The sequence below is a fragment of the Winogradskyella pacifica genome, assembly GCF_003386275.1.
Lineage (GTDB): Bacteria > Bacteroidota > Bacteroidia > Flavobacteriales > Flavobacteriaceae > Winogradskyella > Winogradskyella pacifica.
In genome coordinates this window covers 85,222-108,809 of sequence record NZ_QREI01000003.1, presented here as the reverse complement: position 1 = coordinate 108,809, position 23,588 = coordinate 85,222, and the positions used below count along the sequence as shown (strand labels likewise).

Sequence of the window (23,588 nt, the reverse complement as noted above, 5' to 3'; positions counted from 1 at the left end):
TCTCGTAATTTGAAAAACATTTATTACATAGTATGTTTATTCTTATTTAGCATAACACAACCATTATTTGCTCAAGATGTTTCCTTGTACCAGCAATTTAACGGCAGATTTGATTATACAGCTATTGGCAATACAATGAATACCGTTGAGAATGGTAGTTTTGGACCTTGTACCATTTTAACATCATCATCAGCAAACTTATCATTAAATAGTGACCAAAATGTAGTTGCGGCCTATTTATATTGGGCAGGTTCGCATACTGGGGATTTTAATATTTCATTAAACAATATAGATATTACTGCAGAACGCACATTTAGTGATGCTTTAGATGCTGACCGTGTTTTCTTTGCTGCATTTGCCGATGTGACTTCAATAATTTTAGATCAAGGCAGCACAAATTACAGCGTTTCTAATTTTGATCTTACCAATGATATTGGTCCATACTGTTCTACAGGCACCAACTTTGGAGGCTGGGCAATAACTATTATTTATGAAGATAATAACTTACCTCTAAACCAACTTAATGTTTATGATGGGTTACAAAGTGTCCCTGATGTCCTAAATATTACACTAGATAATTTAAACGTATTAGATAATGAAAATGCTAAAATTGGTTTCATTGCTTGGGAAGGTGACAAATCTTTAGCCGTTAATGAGCAACTAACTATTAACGGAAGTGTTATTAGCAACCCGCCCTTAAATCCTGCAAACAATGCCTTTAATGGTACTAATTCTTTTACAGGTGATTCAAATCTATACAATATGGATATTGATGTTTATAGCATTCAGAATAATATCAATATTGGTGATACTTCAGCTACGATCTCACTTACCTCTGGTCAAGATTTTGTAATGATAAATAATATTATCACCGTTTTAAATAGTCAGCTACCAGATGCCACAATAACTATTGACAATAACACTGTCAGTTGCGGAGATAATACCATTCAATTATTTTACACCGTATATAACACAAATAGCACCGATGTTTTGCCTGCCAATACTCCTATTGCATTCTATAGTGATGGTCTTTTTATTGAAATAAGTGCAACTCTAAATGATATTGCTATAAATGGTAGTGAAAGTAATTCCGTTTACCTCACGTTACCTGATAGTATAAATCCTAATGTTACCATTGTGGCCATAGTGGATGATAATGGCAGTATGACTGGTGTGGTTACAGAATCTAATGAAAACAACAATAGTACATTTAAAACTATTGACTTACTTATTGTTTCTGAAATAATACCACTGCCTAACCTAATGGGCTGTAATGAAGGTTTAGAAATTTCGAGTTTCAATTTATTTGATGCCCTAAGCACACTAAATTATAATGAAGACGACATTACGTTTTACCATTCATTAGAGGATTTAGAAATGAATGTTAATTCTATTATTATCTCATCAGATTATAATAATGGCTCTAATCCTGAAACCATATATGTTAGATTAATAAGGGATCCTTGTTATGATATTTTTCAGTTTGACTTAACCGTTGAAAATTGTCCACCGTATATTCCTCAAGGATTCTCGCCCAATGGTGACACAAAGAATGATTGGTTTAATATCCAAGGGCTGTATGATATTTTCACAGAACACGAATTACAAATTTACAATCGCTACGGAGCGTTAATTTTTGTTGGGCATAATGAAAAACCTTGGTTCGGTAAAATAAATAGAGGACTTAACAATAAAGGTAACAAAGCACCGGTGGGTACGTACTATTATATTTTAAATTTAAATGACCCAAATTATAAACCTTTTGTTGGATGGGTATACATAAACTACTAGAATAGGTCTTAATTTTCAAGAATTGTTAAAGTTTTAGTCCATTCATCTTATTTTTTTGCAATTACCCTTTAGTTACTTTAATTTTATACCTGTTAGTGAAATTTCTTTACTAATTCCCTCCACATATTAAAAATTCCCTCACAAACTTTAATAGTTAATTATTATCTATAATTATATTTTAGATTTAATACTATTATGAAATTAAATTACTGGCATACAAATTAAGATATTTCTTACGTAACTGTTTGAAATAGTCATGATTTTATATGTAAGAATAATCTCTTTTTGCTGTATATATCAGCTTAAAAGCCACTTTCTCGGCTCTAAACGTTAACATTTAGTGTAGTTTGACGTATTTTTTTGTATTTCATCTTATTTTAATCTACTTTTCGCCCATATTAAATAACGTGTGTGCGTTGACTCCAAATCTACCCTACACTAACATAGTAAACCTTAACCGAAACTAATGACTTATTTAAACCGCTCCCTCTGCTTATTTATTGGATTAATTTGTAGTATTTCTTTTTCACAACAAGTAACCGTAGATAACTCAGTTTCACCTCAAGACTTAATTCAAAACACATTAATACAAGGCTGTGTAGAAGTCTCAAACATTAACTCTCCGTCAAATGGATCTTCTATTGGAATTGGTAGTTACGGTTATTTTGAGCGATCTAATTCAAACTTTCCTTTCGAAAACGGAATTGTCTTAACCACAGGAAATGCAACATCTGCTGGTAACGGACAAAACAATACTATATTAAACGAAGGAGATGCAACATGGTTAACAGATAGTGACCTTGAAACCGCTTTAGGAATATCAGGTACTGTAAATGCAACATCAATAGAATTTGAATTTATATCAATTTCAAATCAGATACAGTTTAATTATATTTTAGCTTCGGAAGAATATTTTGGTAATTTTCCTTGTGATTATTCTGATGGTTTTGCTTTCTTAATTAGAGAAGCTGGCACTACTGACGCTTATACCAACATTGCTTTAATACCAGGAACCACAACACCGGTTAACACTAATACGGTTCACGATGAAATTGTAGGATTTTGTCCTGCTTCAAATGATGAGTATTTTGAAGGTTATAATCTTGGTGACACTAATTATAATGGTAGAACCACTGTACTTTCTGCAACTGCAGCTATTCAACCAAACGTACAATATCAAATTAAACTTGTTATTGCCGATCAGAATGATCAAAATTATGACTCTGCTGTATTTATTGAAGGAAATAGTTTTAATGCTTCAGTAGATTTAGGAGAAGATTTTTCTACATGTGCGAGCAGTGTTGAATTAGATGGAAACATAGACAACCCTAATGCTGTTTATTCTTGGTTTTTCAATAACTCACAAATTCCTTCAGCCAACCAATCGACTCTAACAGCATCACAATCGGGTAACTATCGTGTAGAGGTTCAGTTGCCACTTGCGGGAAATTCTTGTGTTATAGAAGATGCTATTGATATTACTTTAAGTTCTACACAAACTTCTGATCCTTTAACAGACTTTTTACTTTGTGATGATTTAAGTGGTGACGGCTTAGAAACGTTTGATTTATCAACCAAAGATGCCGAAGTTATTGCTTCTGTTCCTTCATCAACGTATACCATTTCTTATCATTATAATAACGCTGATGCTATTAACAACAGTAACGCTATTACAAGTCCGATTCAAAATACGGCGAATCCGCAACCTATTCATGTAAGAATTGAAGATACCGTAAATGGTTGTTTAGCATTTTCAACATTTAACTTAATTGTAAATGGGTTGCCAATAATTTCAAACCCAACAGACCTAGAGGTTTGTAGTGCGGGTTCTGTTAGCGGAAGAGTGGCGATGGATTTAAACGCTTATAAAGATTCTGAAATTACACTTTCACAACCCAACCTTATAGTTAGCTATCATAGTTCTGCTTCAGATGCTACTTCTGGCATCAACGCTTATTCTATGCCTTATACGAATACCAACCCAACAGAAGTAATATATGTAAGTGTCAAAAATACTGAAACAGGTTGTATTAGTACTACAACTTTAAATGTTAGTGTAATTGACAGTCCGGTTATAAACACAGAAGTACATTATATCGATGCTTGTGATACGGATTTAGATGGTTTTGCTAATTTTGATTTAACCACTATTATTCCAGAAGTTCTAGAAGGTTTAACTGATGTTACAGTAACGTTTCATACCTCACCAGAGGATGCACTTTCTGGATTAAACCCAATTGCAGATGATACTAATTATGCAAATATCAACTTTGAAGAACAACTTGTATATATAAGAGTACAAAACACGAGTTCTGGTTGTGCCTCTACGACACCAATTGAGCTGCATACCAACCTATTATTAACAGCGACTAATATTAGAGATATTTCAGTTTGTGATGTTGATGACGATGGGACAGAAGGATTTGATTTCGAAAATATTGCGGTTGGCATCATCAATGAACTGCCTGATGTAAACGTCGTATTTTATGAAACACAAACAGATAGAGATAATGGAATTAACGCTATTGACCCAAGTGTAACATATAATTCTCAAAGCAACCCACAAACCATTTATATTACCTTAGAAAGTCTAACGTGTACTGAAGTGGCTGAATTTGACTTGGTATTATATCCTATCATTCAATTTGATTCTGTGGTGAGTTTAACGGTATGTGATGAAGACCAAGATGGTTTAACAACTACGAATTTATCCACATTAAATGCTGATGTAACTAATGGTGAAGATGGTTTTGAAGTCACCTATTTCCTTACAGAGCAAGATGCTATTGATAATACCAATGCATTACCTAATAACTATGTAAATGTAAGTAACCCATTTACATTATATCCTAGAATTACATTTTCTGAAACTGGTTGTTTTGATTATAACTCATTTGAAGTTACGGTTTTACCAGCACCAGAAAGCGAAAAACCTTTAGACATTATTATTTGTGATGCTGATAGAGATGGTTTTTCAATTATTAACTTAAACAATAGTATTCCTAATTCTATTTTAGCTACACCTAATAGAAGTGTAAGCTTTCATAATAGTTTAGCGGATGCGCGTTCTGATGAAAATGAAATTCAAGGTTTAGCTAACTATTCCGCACAAACAGAGATTGTTTACATGCGTGTTGAAAATAGTACTACAGGTTGTTATGCTATTGAAGCGTTAGATATTATTGTAAATACCTTACCATATGTTGGAGATTTATCTAACTATGTACAACAATATACGTTTTGTGAAGATGTATCGGATGGTATCGGTCAATTTGTATTTGAAAACAAAGATAGCGAAGCTTTAGACGGACAAACAGGTAAAGCAGTAAGTTACTACCTTAACCCAACTGATGCCGATAATAAAACGAATGCTATTGATAAAACAAGCATCTATGAAAACATTAGCAATCCACAACAAATTTATGTGAGGATTGATAATACTACAGACGAATCTTGTTACACGACCTCTTCATTTACAATTGAGGTTGGTACCAACCCAACTTACAACGAACCAACAAACTGGTTTGTATGTGATGATATTTCAAATGATGGTTCTGAGCTCTTTGATTTTTCAAGTATAGCTGATGAAGTAAAAGCAGGCATTCCAGATATTCAATCTGTAAAATTCTTTACAACTGAAAATGATGCTAGAAATAACACTAATGAAATTCCACTTCAGTATACAAATACTGTAAATCCCCAACAAATTTTTGTTCAGATAGATAATGGTACAATTTGTCAATCTATAACATCATTTGTGGTTAATGTGATTAAAGTACCAGACGTAACATTAGCAGAACCAATGATAGAGTGTGATGATGACACAGATGGCACACTAGTTTTTGATTTAACTGGCGCACAATCTAATATTACAGATGTTAGACAAGAAAATATTGTTATTGAATATTACGCTAATTTTGAAGATTCTGAAGCAGGAACGAATCCAATACCAAATCCTGAAAGCTATACAAACATATCAAATCCTCAGACGGTTTATATGAAAGTAACCAACACGGTTTCTAATTGTTACGCAGCGCTTCCGATAGAGTTAATCGTAAATCAACCACCTATCATTAATGATTTTGAACACTATACAATCTGTGAGAATGACACTAATACTGTAGACTTAACAGAAATTAATGAAATTGCAACTGATAATAGTTATAACGTATTATATAGCTACTTCTCTAACGAAGCCGATGCAATCGCTAATACGAATGCGCTAGATACTAATTACACATACCAAAGTAATTTTGATACGTTGTTTCTAAGAACTGAGTACAGCACTACACATTGTGCCACCTATTACGAATTCAATTTAAAAGTAGATGCCTTACCAATAGCTAACCAACCAAATGATTTAAAGGCTTGTGATGATGACTTTGATGGTATTTTAGAATTTGATTTAGCACAACAAAACGCAAGTATCTTAGGCGGACAAAATTCTAATTTATTTACGCTGACGTATCATAATTCAGAGCTTCAAGCACATGAAAATAATTCAGCTCTAGAAATGGATTATATGGCTTTTGATGGTGAAGTTATTTATGCACGTGTAGAAAATAGCAATACAGGATGTTATAGTATAACGTCATTCACGGCCATTGTAAATCCTATACCTGTAGTTGATGTAGGCGATCAAGTTATTTGTTTAAATAATACACCTTTACTTGTATCTGCAAATACTAATTATACTGGTGATTCTTATTTATGGTCTACTGGAGAAACTACTCCAGAAATTGATGTGACTGAAGTAGGCAATTATTGGGTGACTGTAACGTCTCAATATGGTTGTGAGAATACAAGTTATTTTGGAGTCACGGAATCTGAAGCAGCTACTATAGAAACAACAGAAGTTGTAGATTTCTCAGATCCAAACAATATTACAGTTACCATTAGTGGTATTGGTAATTACCTTTATCAATTAGATAATTTTGAACCTCAAGAATCAAATGTTTTTCAAAATGTAGCAATGGGCTACCATACCGTTACAATCATAGATTTAAATGGTTGTGCTAATGTTACTAAGGAAGTATTAGTTGTTGATATTCCGAAGTTCTTTACACCTAATAACGATGGTGATTTTGATACTTGGCATATTGTAGGTATTGAAACTTTACCTGGAACTGTTATTAATATTTTTGACCGCTACGGTAAACGCATCAAACAGTTAACGTCTAGCTCCCCAGGTTGGGACGGTTATTACAATGGAAAAATACTTCCAACAAGTGACTTTTGGTTTGTGGCGGAAATAAAACGGGGTTCAATTGCTTTTGAAGTTAAAGGGCATTTCACCTTGAAGCATTAATAAACATTATATTCAATTTTAATTTACAACAATCCCCTTACGTCTTGGTAAGGGGATTTTTTGTGTTTAAAAATATGGGTCTTATTGATATACACAACACCTCATAGCACTGAAAATTAGAATAGCACTTATAATGGCAATAATAGGTCTGTTGGCGATTATCGGTTTGTAACTGTGATATTTTCACATAATAAAGAGAGCACTTAACTATTTGTCATTCGTCCAATTAAAAAGGTTAGTTACCCTTAAAACCAATATTACTATTGATTTTTCACTATTTTTTTCTCCTAAAACTGCATGACATAAAATTTAAAAAATTTTATGTCAGCTTTTTTCTAATATAAAACCGTGAAACTAAACGTAGTATTTTCTCTCATTGTTACTTTTATAGCACTTAATTGTAGCTATTCTCAACAAATAACAACAGATGATTCTTTGCCTTTACAACAACTTATTCAACAAAATTTAGGACAGAATTGTGTTGAAATCTCTAACATATCATCACCTGTTAATGGCTCTATAAATGGCTTTAACAGCTACGGTTATTTTGAACGCGCAAATTCTAGTTTCCCTTTTGAAAATGGTATTTTACTAACCACAGGAAATGTCAACTCTGCAGGTAATATTCTTAACAGCAATCCTCTAAACGAAGGTGATGACGCATGGCAAACGGATACAGATTTAGAAAACGCTTTAGGCATTTCTGATACTCAAAATGCCACATCCATACAATTCAACTTTATTTCAGTAGCTAATCAGATTCAGTTTAATTACTTACTAGCCTCGGAAGAATACCAGCAAGAATTCCCCTGTTTTTATTCAGATGGCTTTGCTTTTTTAATTCGCGAAGCAGGTTCTTCTGCACCATATTCGAACATTGCCTTGGTTCCTGGTACAGCTACACCTGTAAACACAAATACTATTCACGACCAAATTGAAGGCTTTTGTGCTGCAGAAAATGAGACGTTTTTTGAAGGCTACAACGTTGGTGACACTAATTATAATGGAAGAACAACTGTACTCACCGCAACAGCAGCAATTCAACCTAACGTAGAATATCAAATTAAACTGATTATTGCAGACCAAACGGACAATAATTTTGATTCAGCTGTTTTTATAGAAGGTAATAGTTTTAATGCCAATGTGGATCTTGGTCCCGATATTACCACATGTGGAGATTCCGTTTTATTGAATGGAGATATTCAAAATCCACAAGCCTCATACCAATGGTTTCAAAATGATATACTCATCGCTGGTGAAAATAATCCAACGCTAGATGCACAATCTTCCGGCACGTATAAAGTCGAAATTACAATTCAACTCAACGCCACTTCATGCGTCATTGAAGATACTGTTGAAGTTACACTCAATACAGAGCAACCGTCTACTCAAATTTCAGATATTGTGTATTGCGATGATGACTCTAATGATGGTGTCGAGAATTTTGATCTTTCCACTAAAGACAATGAAGTATTAGCTTCTGTACCTCCTTCAAACTACAATATTAGCTACCACTACTCTAGTGATGCAGCTCAAAACAACAATAGCCCAATTCTTGGCACTATTCAAAATACCACATCTCCACAACCCATTTATGTTAGAATTGAAGATACAGTAAACGGCTGTTTGGCATTTTCTACATTCAATTTAGTGGTGAATGAAAAACCAGACTATGAAGATCCAGATCCCATCATCGTTTGTAAAGATCCCACTTTAAATGGTTCTACCCTTGTAGATTTAACCGTTGCTAACGACCAAATTATAAACGGGAATGCTAATTTATTTATCTCTTATCATTATTCAGACCCCGAAGCAGATTTAGGTATTAATCCCATTTTCTCACCATACTCAAACGCTAACATCTCCCAAACGCTTTATGTTAGAGTTTATAATGCGCTTACAGGTTGTTTTTCTACAACTTCAATTTCTGTTGAATTACAAGAAACCCCCGATATTAATTTAGATGACCAATGGATTAATGCCTGCGAGGAAGATGACGATGGCTTTGAAGCTTTTGATTTAACAACAGTTATCGATGATGTTTTGCAAGGTCTTGTAGGATTAGATATTAGTTTCCATACCACTAATACAGATGCTATAAGTAACATGAATACCATACCTGATCCTGAAAATTATATAAACACAACCCCAAATTTTCAAATAATCTATATACGCGTGCAAGATCCTGCTACAGGATGTAATACAATTATAGAATTAGAACTGCATTCTAATATCATACAAAACACATTTTCTAATGTTACTTTTATTGTTTGTGATGATGACACTAATGATGGCATCGCTGATTTTGATTTGAATGCTATTGAAGCAGATCTTAAAGATGACTATGACGAATTTGAAGTTTCATTCTATTTAACCGAAGATGATAGAGAGAATGACATCAATGCATTAGATAAATTTATTCCGTTTAATGTCATTGACAATGGTACAATTTTATATGCCACTATGGCCGATGGCGAATGTGACGGTTTTGTAGATATTGCGTTGCAAATTGCTCCGGCCATTATCTTAACACCTCAAGTTGTTGATTATTGCGATGAAGATAATGATGGATTCACCACTTTAGTTATGGATACTTTTAATGGTGTTGCAAGTCAAGGTGTGCCTGCTGTAAACGTTAAATATTACCTTACTGAAAACGATGCCATAAATAATGAAAACATACTTCCAGATTATGTCTACAATACGTCTAACCCCCAATTGCTTTATATAAGAGTTACCAATTCTCAAACCGGATGCTATGACATTTCCACTCTAGAGGTTAACGTGGTTAGCGCACCTACAATTGCATATCCTGAAGCTATTATTGTTTGTGATGATGACCTAGATGGCATTTCTAATGTGGATTTAATTTCTAAAATTCCAGAAATAACAAGTGCTACAACAGGGTTTGAAATTACATTTTACAATGATTATAATTTTGCTATATCAGGTGAAAATGAAATAACAACTCCAGAAGATTACACCACAGCAACACAATACATTTATGCACGTGTTGAAAACGAAACCACCGGCTGTTTCAGCTTGTCTGGATTTTACGTTTATGTAAATACCTTACCCGAATTTGTTCCTATTTCAAACTTTGAAAATTGTGAAGCAGATATCACCGGAGTTGCTGATTTTTACTTCTATTTAAAAGATGATGAAATCCTTAACGGTCAACCAGATAAACAAGTTCTTTATTATAGAACAGAAGCCGATGCCCTTGCTGGCGATAATGTTATAGATAAATATTCAGTTTATAATAACACCTCTAGCCCTCAAACGATATATGTTAGAGTAGAAGGCCTTACAGACTCTAATTGTTTTGGCACCTCTTCATTTGAGATAGAAGTTGGTTCTATTCCTATTTTTAATGCTGCAACAAGCATTTTTGTTTGCGATGACATTAGTAACGACGGTTTTATAACCATTGATTTAAACGATAAGATAGCCGAAATGGTTGCTGGTAGTCCAGAAACATTAGATATTACATTTCATGAATCTGCTTTTGATGCGACTAACAATAGTAATCCAGTCCCTTTAATTTACACCAATTCAACAAACCCACAAGAGCTTTATGCCAGAGTCGATAATGGCAATTACTGCAAAGGAATTTCAGCTTTTGATATTAATGTTATTACAGCACCTGTTGTTAATTCTTCAACACCAATTGCACGCTGTGATGACAATTACGATGGTATTTTAACTTGGGATTTAACCGTTTCTGAAGTTGAAATCCTTGGTGTAAGACAAGACAATATTGAAGTCACTTATTTTGAAACTATAGAGGATTTAGAAGCTGATACAAATCCAATTCTAGATCCTGAAAACTATGATAATATTAGTAATCCACAAACGGCTTATGTCAGAATAACCAATACACTCAGTTATTGTTATGTTAACGTTCCATTAGATTTAATTGTAAATCTTCCTCCACCCTTCAATGATTTTGAAGTTTATGAAATTTGTGATAACCCGACCAATAGTTTCGACCTTTCAGAAATTGAAGCCGTCTTACTTAATCCAAGTACACAAGGCACTTTATCCTATTTTGAAAGTTATAATAATGCCCAAAACAGCATAAATCCATTAGCCTTAAATTATAATTATCAAACAACAAATGATGTTATTTTTGTTCGTATTGAACACCCTGAGACGGGCTGCTTTTTCGTTTATGATTTTATACTTCAAATTAATCCTTCACCAATAGCAAATACACCAAATAATATTGAGGCTTGTGATGATGATTCTAATGATGGTATGGCTTCTTTTAATTTAGAATCCCAAACCGATACTATTTTAGGCACACAAAATTCTGATGATTTCACAGTAACGTATCATTTAAACCTTAGCGATGCTGAAGATAGCGATAATCCCATTATATCTCCATTAACCACTTCAGACCAACAACAGATTATAGTCCGAATTGAAAACAACGACACGGGTTGTTATCGTGTAACTAATTTTACTTTAACTGTAAATCCGCATCCAGAGATACCAGAGCCGCTTTTAGAATGTGACACTAATTATGATGCCAATACACCTTTCAATTTAACAACTGCCGAAGACGATTTGTTCACAACACCAAACCCTAATAATGTCATCTCCTATTTCATATCCGTAGACGATTTAGAAATAGACAACAATCCTATTTTAAATCCTGAAAATTATACTAACATTAGCAATCCGCAAACGGTATATATTAAGGTGTTTAATTCTGTTGCAGATTGTTTCACTTTTGTGCCATTAGAATTAAATGTAAATCTTCCGCCTGCCACAAATACTTTTGACATATTTGATACTTGCGAAAACGAGAACAACAGCTTCGATTTGTCTACGATTAACGAGGTTATTGTAGATACCAATTACAATGTACTCTTTAGTTATTTCACTTCAGAAGCAGATGCTATTGCCAATCAAAATCCCCTAGACACAAATTACACGTATACAAGTACAAATGATATCCTTTTTGCTCGTGTAGAAATCAGTACCACACATTGCTATTACATTCACCCTTTTGAACTTAGAGTGAATCCATTACCTATAGCAAATCAACCACCAAACATTATTGCTTGTGATGACGATTATGATGGTTATTTTGATTTCAATTTAAATCAACAAACGGCAAGTATTTTAGGCTTTCAAAATTCGTCAAACTTCAGCGTCACTTACTTTAGCAATGCTATTGACGCAATTGAAAATATAAACCCATTAAACGACGCGGCTTACAGTGGATTTAACAACGACCGCATCACAGCACGTATAGAAAACATAACCACAGGTTGTTTTGAGCTTGTTGATTTTTTAGTAATCGTCAATGCTAAACCGTTGGTAGATATTCCAGATCAGGTTGTTTGCATCGATAATTTACCTTTGGTCGTTTCCGCTGAGACGTTTTATGCTACCGATACTTATTTATGGTCCACAAATCAAAATAGTTCTGAAATTGAAATTACAGAAATTGGCACGTATTCGGTGACTGTGACTTCAGAACAAGGATGTGTAACAACAAGTACCTTTAATGTTACAGCATCAGAATCTGCAACTATAGATTTAACGGAAACTGTAGATTTCTCTGACCCAAATAATATTACAATTACAATTAGTGGTATTGGTAATTACCTTTATATATTAGATGATGGTGCCCCGCAAGAATCTAATGTTTTTGAAGATGTGTCTTTAGGTTACCATATCGTAACTATCATCGATTTAAATGGCTGTGCGGAAGTTACCAAAGAAGTTTTAGTCATTGATGCTCCTCCTTTTTTTACACCTAATGGAGATACAAAAAACGACACCTGGCATATTATAGGTATAGAAACCTTGCCTGGAAGTAGTGTTTACATATTTAATCGTTATGGTAAATTAATTACAAAACTAGGCTCAAATACCCAAGGTTGGGATGGTACTTACAATGGACACAATCTACCAGCTAGCGATTATTGGTTTTTAGCAGAAATAAAACAAGGTACCATTGCTTTTGAAGTCAAAGGTCATTTTGCGCTTCGTCGTTAATAAAACCATATCATCTTTTTTAACATCTTATTTGAATTTAGATAATTCTTAGTAGTGTATCTTTGCAGTCCCTTAAAACGAAAATGAAGCAAACACTACTCGCTATTGTCCTTTTTTTTTCTCTATTGAATTATGCTCAAAATATTTCAGTAGATAGTCAGACTTATAGTCCTCAAGAGCTTATAGAAAATATTTTGATTGATAGTAACTGTATCGACAATGTTACTGTAACCAATGTGGTTGGTGGTGATTTTGGAGGAACGGATCAAAGCTACGGATATTTTGATGCTACTGGCACTAATTTCCCTTTTGAAAGTGGCATTGTTTTAAGTACAGGACGATTGAATAATGTGCCTGGACCAAATAATAATTTGAGTGATGATAATGCGCCTAATTGGATTGGAGATGGAGATCTTGAAAATGCATTAAATGAATCTGGCACCATAAACGCTACCATTTTAGAATTTGAGTTTACGTCTGTTGCTTCACAGATAAGTTTTAGATATATTTTTGCCTCAGAAGAATATCAAGAAAATAATTCTAACACCTGTAGGTACTCAGATTTATTTGGCTTTTTAATTAGACCTGCAACCGGACAACAAGCCTATGAAAATATAGCTTTAGTACCAAACACAAACACGCCTGTTAAAGTGACGACAGTGATGCCAGGCGTTCAAGGTAGTTGCCCACCAGAAAACGAAACCTATTTTGGCAATTATAATGATAGTAATGCTCCTATTAATTTTAATGGCCAAACCGCTATTTTAACGGCTACAGCAAATGTAGTGCCAAATACCACTTACCATGTTAAGTTAGTTATTGCTGATGAGCAGAATTACAGATATGACTCTGCTGTTTTTTTAGAGGCTAGTAGTTTTGAACTCTCTTCAGACATAGGTCCTAATTTACTTCTTGCTACAAACAATGCACTTTGTGAAGGTGAAACGCTTGAACTTAATGCTTACCAAGATGGTCAAAACTCTTATGAATGGTTTAAAGATGGTGTTTTAGTACAAGGAGCTTTAGGTTGTGTTACTTGCGAAACCTATACTGTTACAGAAGTTGGCACCTACACTGTTGAAGTTACCTTAGCCAACGGCTGTATTTCCTACGGAGAGGTTATAATTGAATATGCTCCATTACCTATTGGAGTTGACTCTATTTTAATTGAATGTGATAGTAGCCAGGACGGGTTAACTATGTATGATTTATTTGATGCCACCTCAGATTTAACCAGTGCAAACCAAGACGTATATGTTGATCAATTTTTCTTATCAGAAGCAGATGCTATTGCCGATATAAACCCGATTACAAATCCGGAAGCGTTTCAAAATACGACTCCATTTCAAACTATTTATGCTAGAGTCATAAATAGGGCCAATTGTTTTGACATTGCAGAGTTAGAGTTACAAACCTCAAATAACACGGTATATATCCCTAATTTAGAAGCCTGTGACGGAGAGGTTATAGATGGATTTACCACTTTTGATTTATCTGATATTCAAGTCTCTATTGAAAACCAAATTCCGACAGGTGCTGTTGTACGCTATTATGAAACAGAAGAAGATGCTTTAAGTGACTCTAATCAATTATCTGTTAGTTTTGAAAATACGGTAGCATATACCCAAACTATTTACGTAAAAATCACAAATAACAATCAGTGTTATGGTATTTCTACTGCCAGCCTAAATGTGCTTTATACTCCAGTTTTAGAACCTGATGAAACCGTTTTATATTGTTTAAATACGTTCCCAGAACCACTTACAATATATGGTGGTGTGTTAAACGATTTGCCAAACAATTATTATTACGAATGGCAATTTAATGGAACTACAACACCGAACAACACTTTGTTTTATGATGTTACAGAACCTGGTGTTTATACGGTCATTGTTACAGACCCAAATGGCTGTTCTTCTAATAGAACAATTACAGTTTTGGCTTCAGAATTAGCAACTATAGATGGTGTTAGCGTTATTGGTGTTGCTCCTAATAATACGGTTACCATTACACTTTCAGGTGAAGGTGATTACGAAATCGCGCTAGATGATATCAATGGACTTTACCAAGATAGTTTTGTATTTACAAATGTTTCTAGAGGCTTTCATACCGTTTATATAAGAGATAAAAATGGTTGTGGTACTCAAGAAGAAATTATTTCAGTCTTAGGCTTCCCAAAATTCTTTACTCCAAATGGAGATAACGACAATCCGACTTGGCAAGTTATTGGTACAGCTGCACAATTCGATCAAATAGCATCTATTCAGATTTTTAATCGTTATGGTAAATTGATAACACTACTCACAAATGCCAATCGTAGTTGGGATGGCATGCTAAAAGGAAAACCACTTCCTAGTGACGATTATTGGTTTAAAGCTAATTTTTATGATGGTAAGATCTACACTGGTCATTTTGCTTTGAGACGATAATTAGTATTTACTCCTCTATTCTAGACTCTGCTTTATTAAGGGTAAACTTCTCCTTTAAATGTAAACTATCGGTCTATTGTTCTATATCAATTTTCGTTTAGACCTATAAAAATTCAAATTATAGATTTATGATACCACTATACAGTACCAATACAAACTTTACATTCTAATTTTATGTATTCATAGCAGAAAATACCTACATCTAACGCTTTCAAAGTTCGAAACAATACATAAAAAACAAAAACAAGACGTTAAGTACTTGATTCATTTCACACTAAAAATAGTATTCTTCATATTTTAAGTTCTCACTTAATCTTCTATTTTTGTGATAACTAACTCAACCTTTATTTGAGCAAGAATTAACGTAACTATTACTTAACAAACGAAAGTATTTTATTACATATTTTTGCCCACTATTTTATCTAAACTAAATGAAAAATTCTACTTTTTTATTATTCCCTCTTGTTTTAATTTTTAACGGTTATTTTTTAATTAATAACACAAATTATTCAACCTACAAAGCCGAAAGCATTACTTGTCCGGCACCAATCATAAACACATTGAATTCTTCAAGTGGACCTGTAAATACAGAAATCACACTCAATGGAAGTAATTTTACGACGACTACGACAGTAGACTTTAACGGTGTAAATGCAAGCTTTACAATACTAAGTGATACTGAAATTGCAATTAGTGTTCCATCTGGAGTTTCTAGCACATCTAGTATAACGCTTACAACGTCTGGAGGCTGTGACACTACAACCGCTTCAAATTTTACCCTAATTGATTCTGATTGTAATTCTGCCGATGAAATTTACATCTCTGAAGTTTATGATTCCGATGGAGGAAGTTATGGTGTTATAGAACTCTATAATCCAACCAATGCAACTATAAGTCTAAATACCGTTTACGAAGTACAACGTTTTGGAGATATTGGTGATGCTGCCCCAAGTGCTACAATTCCACTAGAAGGTTCTATTGCGCCTCTTAGCACCTATATTATTGAAATGGGTAACACAGGTAATACTTGTAGTGGCTTAACGGCTGGTGTATCGATTAATGCTGGTATTAACGAGGATGATGAAATTAAATTAGTAAAAAATGGGGCTGTCATCGATGTAATGTTTACAGATGATGAAATTGGTTACAGTTTTATTAGAAACGCAGATGCATCGGCACCGAGTACAACATTTAACCTTAACGAGTGGTTATTGTTAGAAGATGAAGATTGCTCTAATTTAGGTGCTCATACGGCTAATGGTGGTAGTTCTACTCCGAATATTACACATCCTAACAGTCAAGATATTTGTGAAAACGGTACAGCTACTTTTTCAGTGTCTGTAGATACTGGATCATATACTTACCAATGGCTTGTTCTTAATGCTGCTGGAAACTGGGTTAACGTCACTAACGACAGTAATTATTCTGGAGCAACAACAAGTACATTAACCATTACAAATACGCCTGCGAGTTTTAATGATTTTCAATACTACTGTATGATATCATCTACCGATTGTAATCTGGTTTCGGACGCTGCTCAACTTGAAGTTTCAAACCCTGAAGTAGATACCTTATCCAACCAAACGGTATGTTCTAACTACACCTTACCTGCTTTAACTAACGGGGATTATTATACAGGAACTAACGGAACTGGCACTCAACTTAACGCTGGAGATGTTATTACATCGTCTCAAACCATCTATATTTATAATGTTTCTGGTACCGCGCCAAACACTTGCCAAAATGAATCTAGCTTTAGCATTTCTATTAGTGGAAATCCACTTGTAAATGTCATAGCCAATCAAACTGTTTGTTCTGAATATGTGTTACCAAGTATCACTAATGGAAATTATTTTACAGGTGCAAATGGAAGTGGTTCACCTTTAAATGCAGGAGATGTTATATCTGCCTCTCAAACGATTTATATTTATAACGAAGCCGGAGTGGCTCCTAATATTTGTACCAATGAAAGTAGTTTTGATGTAAGTGTAACCGGAACTCCAAATGTAGATACACTTTCTGACGTTTCAATTTGTTCAGAATTTATTTTACCAAACCTTACAGAAGGTAACTACTTTACGGAAACCAACGGAGCAGGAACGCAACTTAATGCTGGCGCTAGTATTTCAACATCGCAAACCATCTTTATTTATAATGAAATTGGTACAAATCCAGATACTTGTAGTAACGAAAGCAGCTTTGATGTTACAATCTATCCGTCTACTGATTTTGCGCTTACGGATTCAAACATTCAAATCAATGGAAGTACTATAACGATAGCAATGACAGATATATCAATAGCATACGAATACGCCATTGATGGTTCTAGTTTTCAAAGTGAAAATACCTTCACAAATATTTCTGAAGGTACACATACTTTGTATGTACAAGATGCTAATGGTTGTATAATTAAATCTATCGATTTTGAAACTACAACGTCAACCGTTGAGCTAATTATTCCAAATGGGTTTTCACCTAATAATGATATGAAGAACGATTGGTTTAACATTCAAGGTTTATATGATGTTTACACCAATCATAAATTAGAAGTCTATAACCGCTACGGAACGTTAATATTTGAAGGAAACAATAGTAATAAATGGTTCGGAATAGCGAATAAAGGCTTAATGCACACAGATAAAGTACTACCGGTAGGAACCTACTTTTACGTTTTATATTTAAACGAGCCTAATACAAGTTCTAAGCCTTTTACAGGTTGGGTTTATCTTAACAAATAAAACCAATTATTTTTCTCACCGTTAATTTGAAGCAATGAAAAGCATTAATTTATTAATTCACTATACCTACGTCTTAAGTTTATTTTTTATAACGAACGTTTATGCTTCCGTGGATAGCGATATTATAAAAAACAACAGCTTTTGCCCTGCCCCCATAATTAATACGTTTACACCTGCTAGTGGACCAGAAAACACATTGATTACGATTAACGGGAGTAATTTTAATGATGCCGCTTCTGTATCCGTTGATGGAGTCTCTACTACGTTTACAATTGTTAACGATTCTCAAATTACAGCTATTATACCTGCTGGTGCAGTCGACACTTCTAGCATTTCTATTATAAGTAATGGCGGCTGTACGGGGACATCTGCTATAGATTTTACAGTGATAGCTTCAGATTGTGAGCCTGCCGATATTTATATTTCAGAAATATATGATGCCAATAGCGGCGATTATGCGGTTATAGAACTTTATAATCCCACAAATTCCCCTGTGGTTATAGATAATATTTATATCATAGAACGTTACGGAGATGTAGGAAATGCAACACCTAATAATACCTTTATTGACATTGTAGGAACAATTCCACCACTAAGTACTTTTATCATTCAAATGGGAAGCGGTACAAATTGTTCTCCTCTAACTGTTGATTTCAATATCCCTACAGGTATTAACGATAATGATGAATTCAAATTATTTAAAAACGGAAACCTTATTGATACTGTAAATGCACCAAACGAAAGAGGCTATACGGTTATCAGAAATGCAGATGCACCCATACCACAAACAACTTACGATAGTAACGATTGGTCTATTCAATCTAGTGAAAACTGTTCTAATTTAGGGTCACACACAGCAGATCCGATTACGAATAACATACCAGATATTACAGATCCTATTACTCAAACCATTTGCGAGAATGGTACTGTAACATTTAGCACGACTTTAGATACTAGTCTTTTTCAATACCAATGGAAAGTTCTTGACTCCTCAGGAAACTGGGTTAACGTTCCCAACGCTAGTCCATATTCTGGAGCACAAACTAGCGCGTTAGTAATCACTAATGCTCCTTTAAGTTTTAATGAAAATCAATATTACTGTGAAGTTACATACGATGCATGTACCTTAATTACGAATACGGCCCAACTATTCATTGATAACCCAGCTGTAGATACACTTTCAAATCAAACTACATGTTCTAGTTATACCTTACCAACCTTAACTGACGGAGCCTATTACACTGCAACTAACGGTGGAGGAACAGCTCTTAATCCTGGTGCTGTTATTTCAACAACACAAACCATTTATATTTATAACGAAATAGGAACAGCTCCTAATACGTGCTCTAATGAAAGTAGCTTCGATGTCACCATTACAGGTGCACCAAACGTGGATACTATTGCAGACCAAGATGTGTGTTCAGATTATACATTGCCTGCACTAACAGATGGTAATTATTTTACAAGTACTAATGGTACTGGATCACAGCTCAATGCTGGTGAAATTATTTCAACAACACAAACCATTTACATTTATAGCCAAACAGGAACGTCACCAAACATCTGTTCAAACGAAAGTAGTTTTGAGATTACCGTAAGTGGCAATCCTAATGTTGATACACTATCTAATCAATCGGAATGTGCTGCATATACCTTACCTTCACTTACAAACGGTAACTATTTCACAGGGACAAACGGCACAGGTACACCACTCAATGCTGGTGATACCATTTCGACTTCACAAACCATTTATATTTATGTTGAAATTGGTACAGCTCCTGACACCTGCTCAAATGAAAGTAGTTTTGATGTGACAATTACAGGTGCACCAAACGTGGATACCATTGCTAACCAAGATGTGTGTTCAGATTATACATTGCCTGCACTAACAGATGGTAATTATTTTACAGGCACTAATGGAACAGGAACACAGCTCAATGCTGGTGAAATGATTTCTACAACACAAACCATTTATATTTACAATGAAATAGGAACAGCCCCTAACACGTGCTCTAATGAAAGTAGTTTTGAGGTAACCGTAAGTGGCAATCCTAATGTTGATACCCTTTCTAACCCATCGGAATGTGGGTCATACACGTTACCAACACTTACTAACGGTAATTATTTTACGGGGACAAATGGCACAGGTACCGCACTTAATGCTGGAGATGTAATTTCGACTTCTCAAACCATCTATATTTATGTTGAAATTGGCACAGCTCCAAACACGTGTAATAATGAAAGTAGCTTTGATATTACAATTACTGGTGCGCCAAATGTAGATACGCTTACCGATCAAACTATTTGTGCAGAATATACATTGCCTACACTAACCAATGGTAACTATTTTACAGGTGCAGATGGAACAGGAACGCAATTAAATGCAGGAGATATTATTACCACTTCTCAAACCTTATACATTTATAACGACATAGGAACAGCTCCAAATACCTGCTCTAATGAAAGTAGTTTTGACATCACAATCAATGAAGCTATAGATTTTACCTTGGATGAATTTAATATTACTGTAAATGACAGAACACTCACAGTGAATATGACAGATACATCTATAGATTACCAATATGCTATCGATGGTTCGGCTTTCCAAACCTCTAACGTATTCAATAACCTTAGAATAGGTCTACATGTCGTATATGTACAAGACCGAAACGGCTGTGTTTTAAAAACGTTTAATTTTGAAATTGAAGTAGATCTTTTTATCCCTGTGTTTTTTACACCAAATAACGACAATGCTCATGATACGTGGACCGTTATTGATAGAAATCAAATTGTAAAAGAGATACTTATTTTTAATAGATATGGTAAACTTATTAAACAATTAATTCCTTCGAATTACTCTTGGGATGGTTATTACAATGGAAAAATGCTAGAATCAAATGATTTCTGGTATTTAATTACTTTAAAAAGTGGAGAAGAGCTTCGAGGTCATTTTGCATTAAAGCATTAAAGCGCATTATTAATACTTCTAACAGATAAGTAGTATCTATATAGAACAATCTATAAAATGGACTTCAGGTTTTAAACCTTGAAGTCCATTTTATTTTAACGCAATTGTAACGCACTTCACAATTAAATTATAAGCGCTTTATTGTAACTTTGCAATATGCGATTTAAAATTGAGTCCGAATTTAAACCTACTGGTGATCAGCCACAAGCTATAAAAAAATTAGCTGCTGGTATTGAAGGAAAAGAAAAATACCAAACGCTTTTGGGTGTTACGGGTTCTGGTAAAACCTTTACCGTTGCCAATGTTATTGAAGAAGTGCAACGACCAACTTTGGTTTTGGCACACAACAAAACTTTGGCTGCACAACTCTACTCTGAATTCAAACAGTTTTTTCCTGAGAATGCTGTTGAGTATTTTGTCTCGTACTACGATTATTACCAACCCGAAGCCTATATTCCTACTTCTGGTGTTTATATAGAAAAAGATTTATCTATTAATGAGGAAATAGAGAAAATGCGTTTAAGCACCACCTCTTCCCTTCTCTCTGGTCGTCGTGATGTAATTGTCATTGCCTCCGTATCTTGTTTATATGGTATTGGGAATCCTGTGGAATTTCAAAAAAACGTGATTTCTATAGAACGTGATCAAGTGATTTCTCGTACTAAATTATTACATCAATTGGTTCAAAGTTTATATTCTAGAACAGAATCTGAATTTAAAAACGGAAACTTCAGAATAAAAGGTGACACCGTAGACGTGTTTCCTGGTTATGCAGATCACGCCTTTAGAATTCACTTTTTTGGAGATGAAATTGAAGAAATAGAAGCTTTTGATGCTAGAAGCAACGAAATTATAGAACGTTATGATCGCTTAAATATCTATCCTGCAAACATGTTTGTGACATCACCTGATGTGTTAAACGGTGCGATAAAAGACATACAAGACGATTTAGTAAAACAATACGATTACTTTAAAGAAATAGGTAAACATCTTGAAGCCAAACGACTCAAGGAACGTACAGAGTTCGATTTAGAAATGATTCGAGAATTGGGTTATTGTTCTGGTATTGAGAACTATTCAAGATATTTAGACGGCAGATCTCCAGGAACGCGTCCGTTCTGTTTATTGGATTATTTTCCTGATGATTTTTTAATGGTGGTTGATGAAAGTCACGTGACCATTTCACAAGTCCATGCCATGTACGGAGGTGACCGAAGTAGAAAAGTCAACTTGGTTGATTATGGTTTCCGCTTGCCCGCAGCCATGGATAATAGACCTTTAAAGTTTGAAGAATTTGAAGCGCTTCAAAATCAGGTGATCTATGTGTCTGCGACTCCAGCAGATTACGAAATGCAAAAAACAGATGGTGTTTATGTAGAGCAAGTCATTCGACCAACAGGATTATTAGATCCTATTATTGAAGTCAGACCTAGTCTAAATCAGATTGATGATTTAATTGAAGAAATTCAAAATCGTGTTGAAAAAGACGAACGTACTTTAGTGACTACCTTGACTAAACGAATGGCTGAAGAATTGACCAAATATTTAACCCGGATTTCTATTCGAACGAGATACATTCATAGTGATGTAGATACTTTAGAACGGGTTGAAATAATGCAAGATTTACGAAAAGGTGTCTTTGATGTTTTGGTAGGTGTCAACTTACTGCGTGAAGGTTTAGATTTACCTGAAGTCTCTTTAGTTGCCATATTAGATGCCGATAAGGAAGGTTTTTTACGTTCGGCACGTTCTTTAACGCAAACCGTTGGTAGAGCTGCAAGAAACTTAAATGGAAAAGCGATTATGTATGCTGATAAAATCACAAAAAGCATGCAAAAAACAATGGACGAAACGGAATATCGTCGTGAAAAACAAATCGCCTATAACACCAAACATAACCTTGTTCCTAAAGCTTTAAATAAGAGTTTAAATAGTGCTTTAACTCAAAATTCAGTGAGTACATACAGAACAGAATTGGATGCACAAATAGCAGCTGAACCAGAAAGTGATTATTTGAGTAAAGGGGAATTAGAAAAGAAAATTAGAGAACGTCGTAAGTTAATGGAACAAGCCGCAAAAGCATTAGACTTTTTAGAAGCTGCTCGTTTTAGAGATGAGATAACTGCTTATCAGAGTAAGTTAGAGAAGTTGAAGGTGTGAAACGGTGGTCAGTAGTCAGTGGCCAGTAGTCAGTGGTCAGTAAAAAAGTGGTCAGTACAAAGTGTGAAGTGTGAAGTGTGAAGTGTGAAGTGTGAAGTGTGAAGTGTGAAGTGTGAAGTGTGAAGTGTGAAGTGTGAAACTAAAAAAAAAATGACGGAAGGTTGGAAGATTTCACAAAA

Annotated in this window: 7 protein-coding genes; all 7 read left to right on the top strand. The window is 34.4% G+C overall.

What is annotated here, in order from left to right; genetic code table 11:
• Window positions 1-9: 9 nt before the first annotated feature.
• The 7 genes from DFQ09_RS07615 to uvrB all read left to right on the top strand — a co-directional run bounded on the left by DFQ09_RS07615 (window position 10) and on the right by uvrB (window position 23,409).
• The gene (locus DFQ09_RS07615; protein ID WP_245940324.1) at window positions 10-1,791 is read left to right on the top strand and encodes a T9SS type B sorting domain-containing protein; all 1,782 of its coding nucleotides are present in this window, start codon (window positions 10-12) and stop codon (window positions 1,789-1,791) included.
• A 466-nt stretch (window positions 1,792-2,257) separates the two neighbouring features.
• Window positions 2,258-7,099 carry a T9SS type B sorting domain-containing protein gene (locus DFQ09_RS07610; RefSeq protein ID WP_115809067.1) on the top strand — a complete coding sequence of 1,614 codons (4,842 nt, stop codon included), beginning with the start codon at window positions 2,258-2,260 and terminating at the stop codon, window positions 7,097-7,099.
• A gap of 348 nt (window positions 7,100-7,447) precedes the next feature.
• The gene (locus tag DFQ09_RS07605; protein ID WP_115809066.1) at window positions 7,448-13,114 is read left to right on the top strand and encodes a T9SS type B sorting domain-containing protein; all 5,667 of its coding nucleotides are present in this window, start codon (window positions 7,448-7,450) and stop codon (window positions 13,112-13,114) included.
• Between the two features lie 83 nt (window positions 13,115-13,197).
• Window positions 13,198-15,543: a choice-of-anchor L domain-containing protein gene (locus tag DFQ09_RS07600; RefSeq protein WP_115809065.1), complete on the top strand. Its 2,346-nt coding sequence runs from the start codon at window positions 13,198-13,200 to the stop codon at window positions 15,541-15,543.
• Window positions 15,544-15,974: 431 nt separating this feature from the next.
• On the top strand, window positions 15,975-18,281 hold the full coding sequence (locus DFQ09_RS07595) for a T9SS type B sorting domain-containing protein (RefSeq protein ID WP_115809064.1): 2,307 nt from the start codon (window positions 15,975-15,977) through the stop codon (window positions 18,279-18,281).
• A gap of 34 nt (window positions 18,282-18,315) precedes the next feature.
• Window positions 18,316-21,249: a T9SS type B sorting domain-containing protein gene (locus tag DFQ09_RS07590; protein WP_115809063.1), complete on the top strand. Its 2,934-nt coding sequence runs from the start codon at window positions 18,316-18,318 to the stop codon at window positions 21,247-21,249.
• A 156-nt stretch (window positions 21,250-21,405) separates the two neighbouring features.
• Window positions 21,406-23,409, top strand: a complete 2,004-nt coding sequence (gene uvrB, locus DFQ09_RS07585; protein WP_115809062.1) for an excinuclease ABC subunit UvrB — start codon at window positions 21,406-21,408, stop codon at window positions 23,407-23,409.
• Window positions 23,410-23,588: the final 179 nt, after the last annotated feature.

What these genes read in the sequence shown, in the direction of transcription:
- DFQ09_RS07590 (WP_115809063.1), top strand. Translation starts at nt 18,316, where the DNA reads ATGAAAAGCATTAATTTATTAATTCACTATACCTACGTCTTAAGTTTA.
- DFQ09_RS07600 (WP_115809065.1), top strand. Translation starts at nt 13,198, where the DNA reads ATGAAGCAAACACTACTCGCTATTGTCCTTTTTTTTTCTCTATTGAAT.
- DFQ09_RS07610 (WP_115809067.1), top strand. Translation starts at nt 2,258, where the DNA reads ATGACTTATTTAAACCGCTCCCTCTGCTTATTTATTGGATTAATTTGT.
- DFQ09_RS07595 (WP_115809064.1), top strand. Translation starts at nt 15,975, where the DNA reads ATGAAAAATTCTACTTTTTTATTATTCCCTCTTGTTTTAATTTTTAAC.
- uvrB (WP_115809062.1), top strand. Translation starts at nt 21,406, where the DNA reads ATGCGATTTAAAATTGAGTCCGAATTTAAACCTACTGGTGATCAGCCA.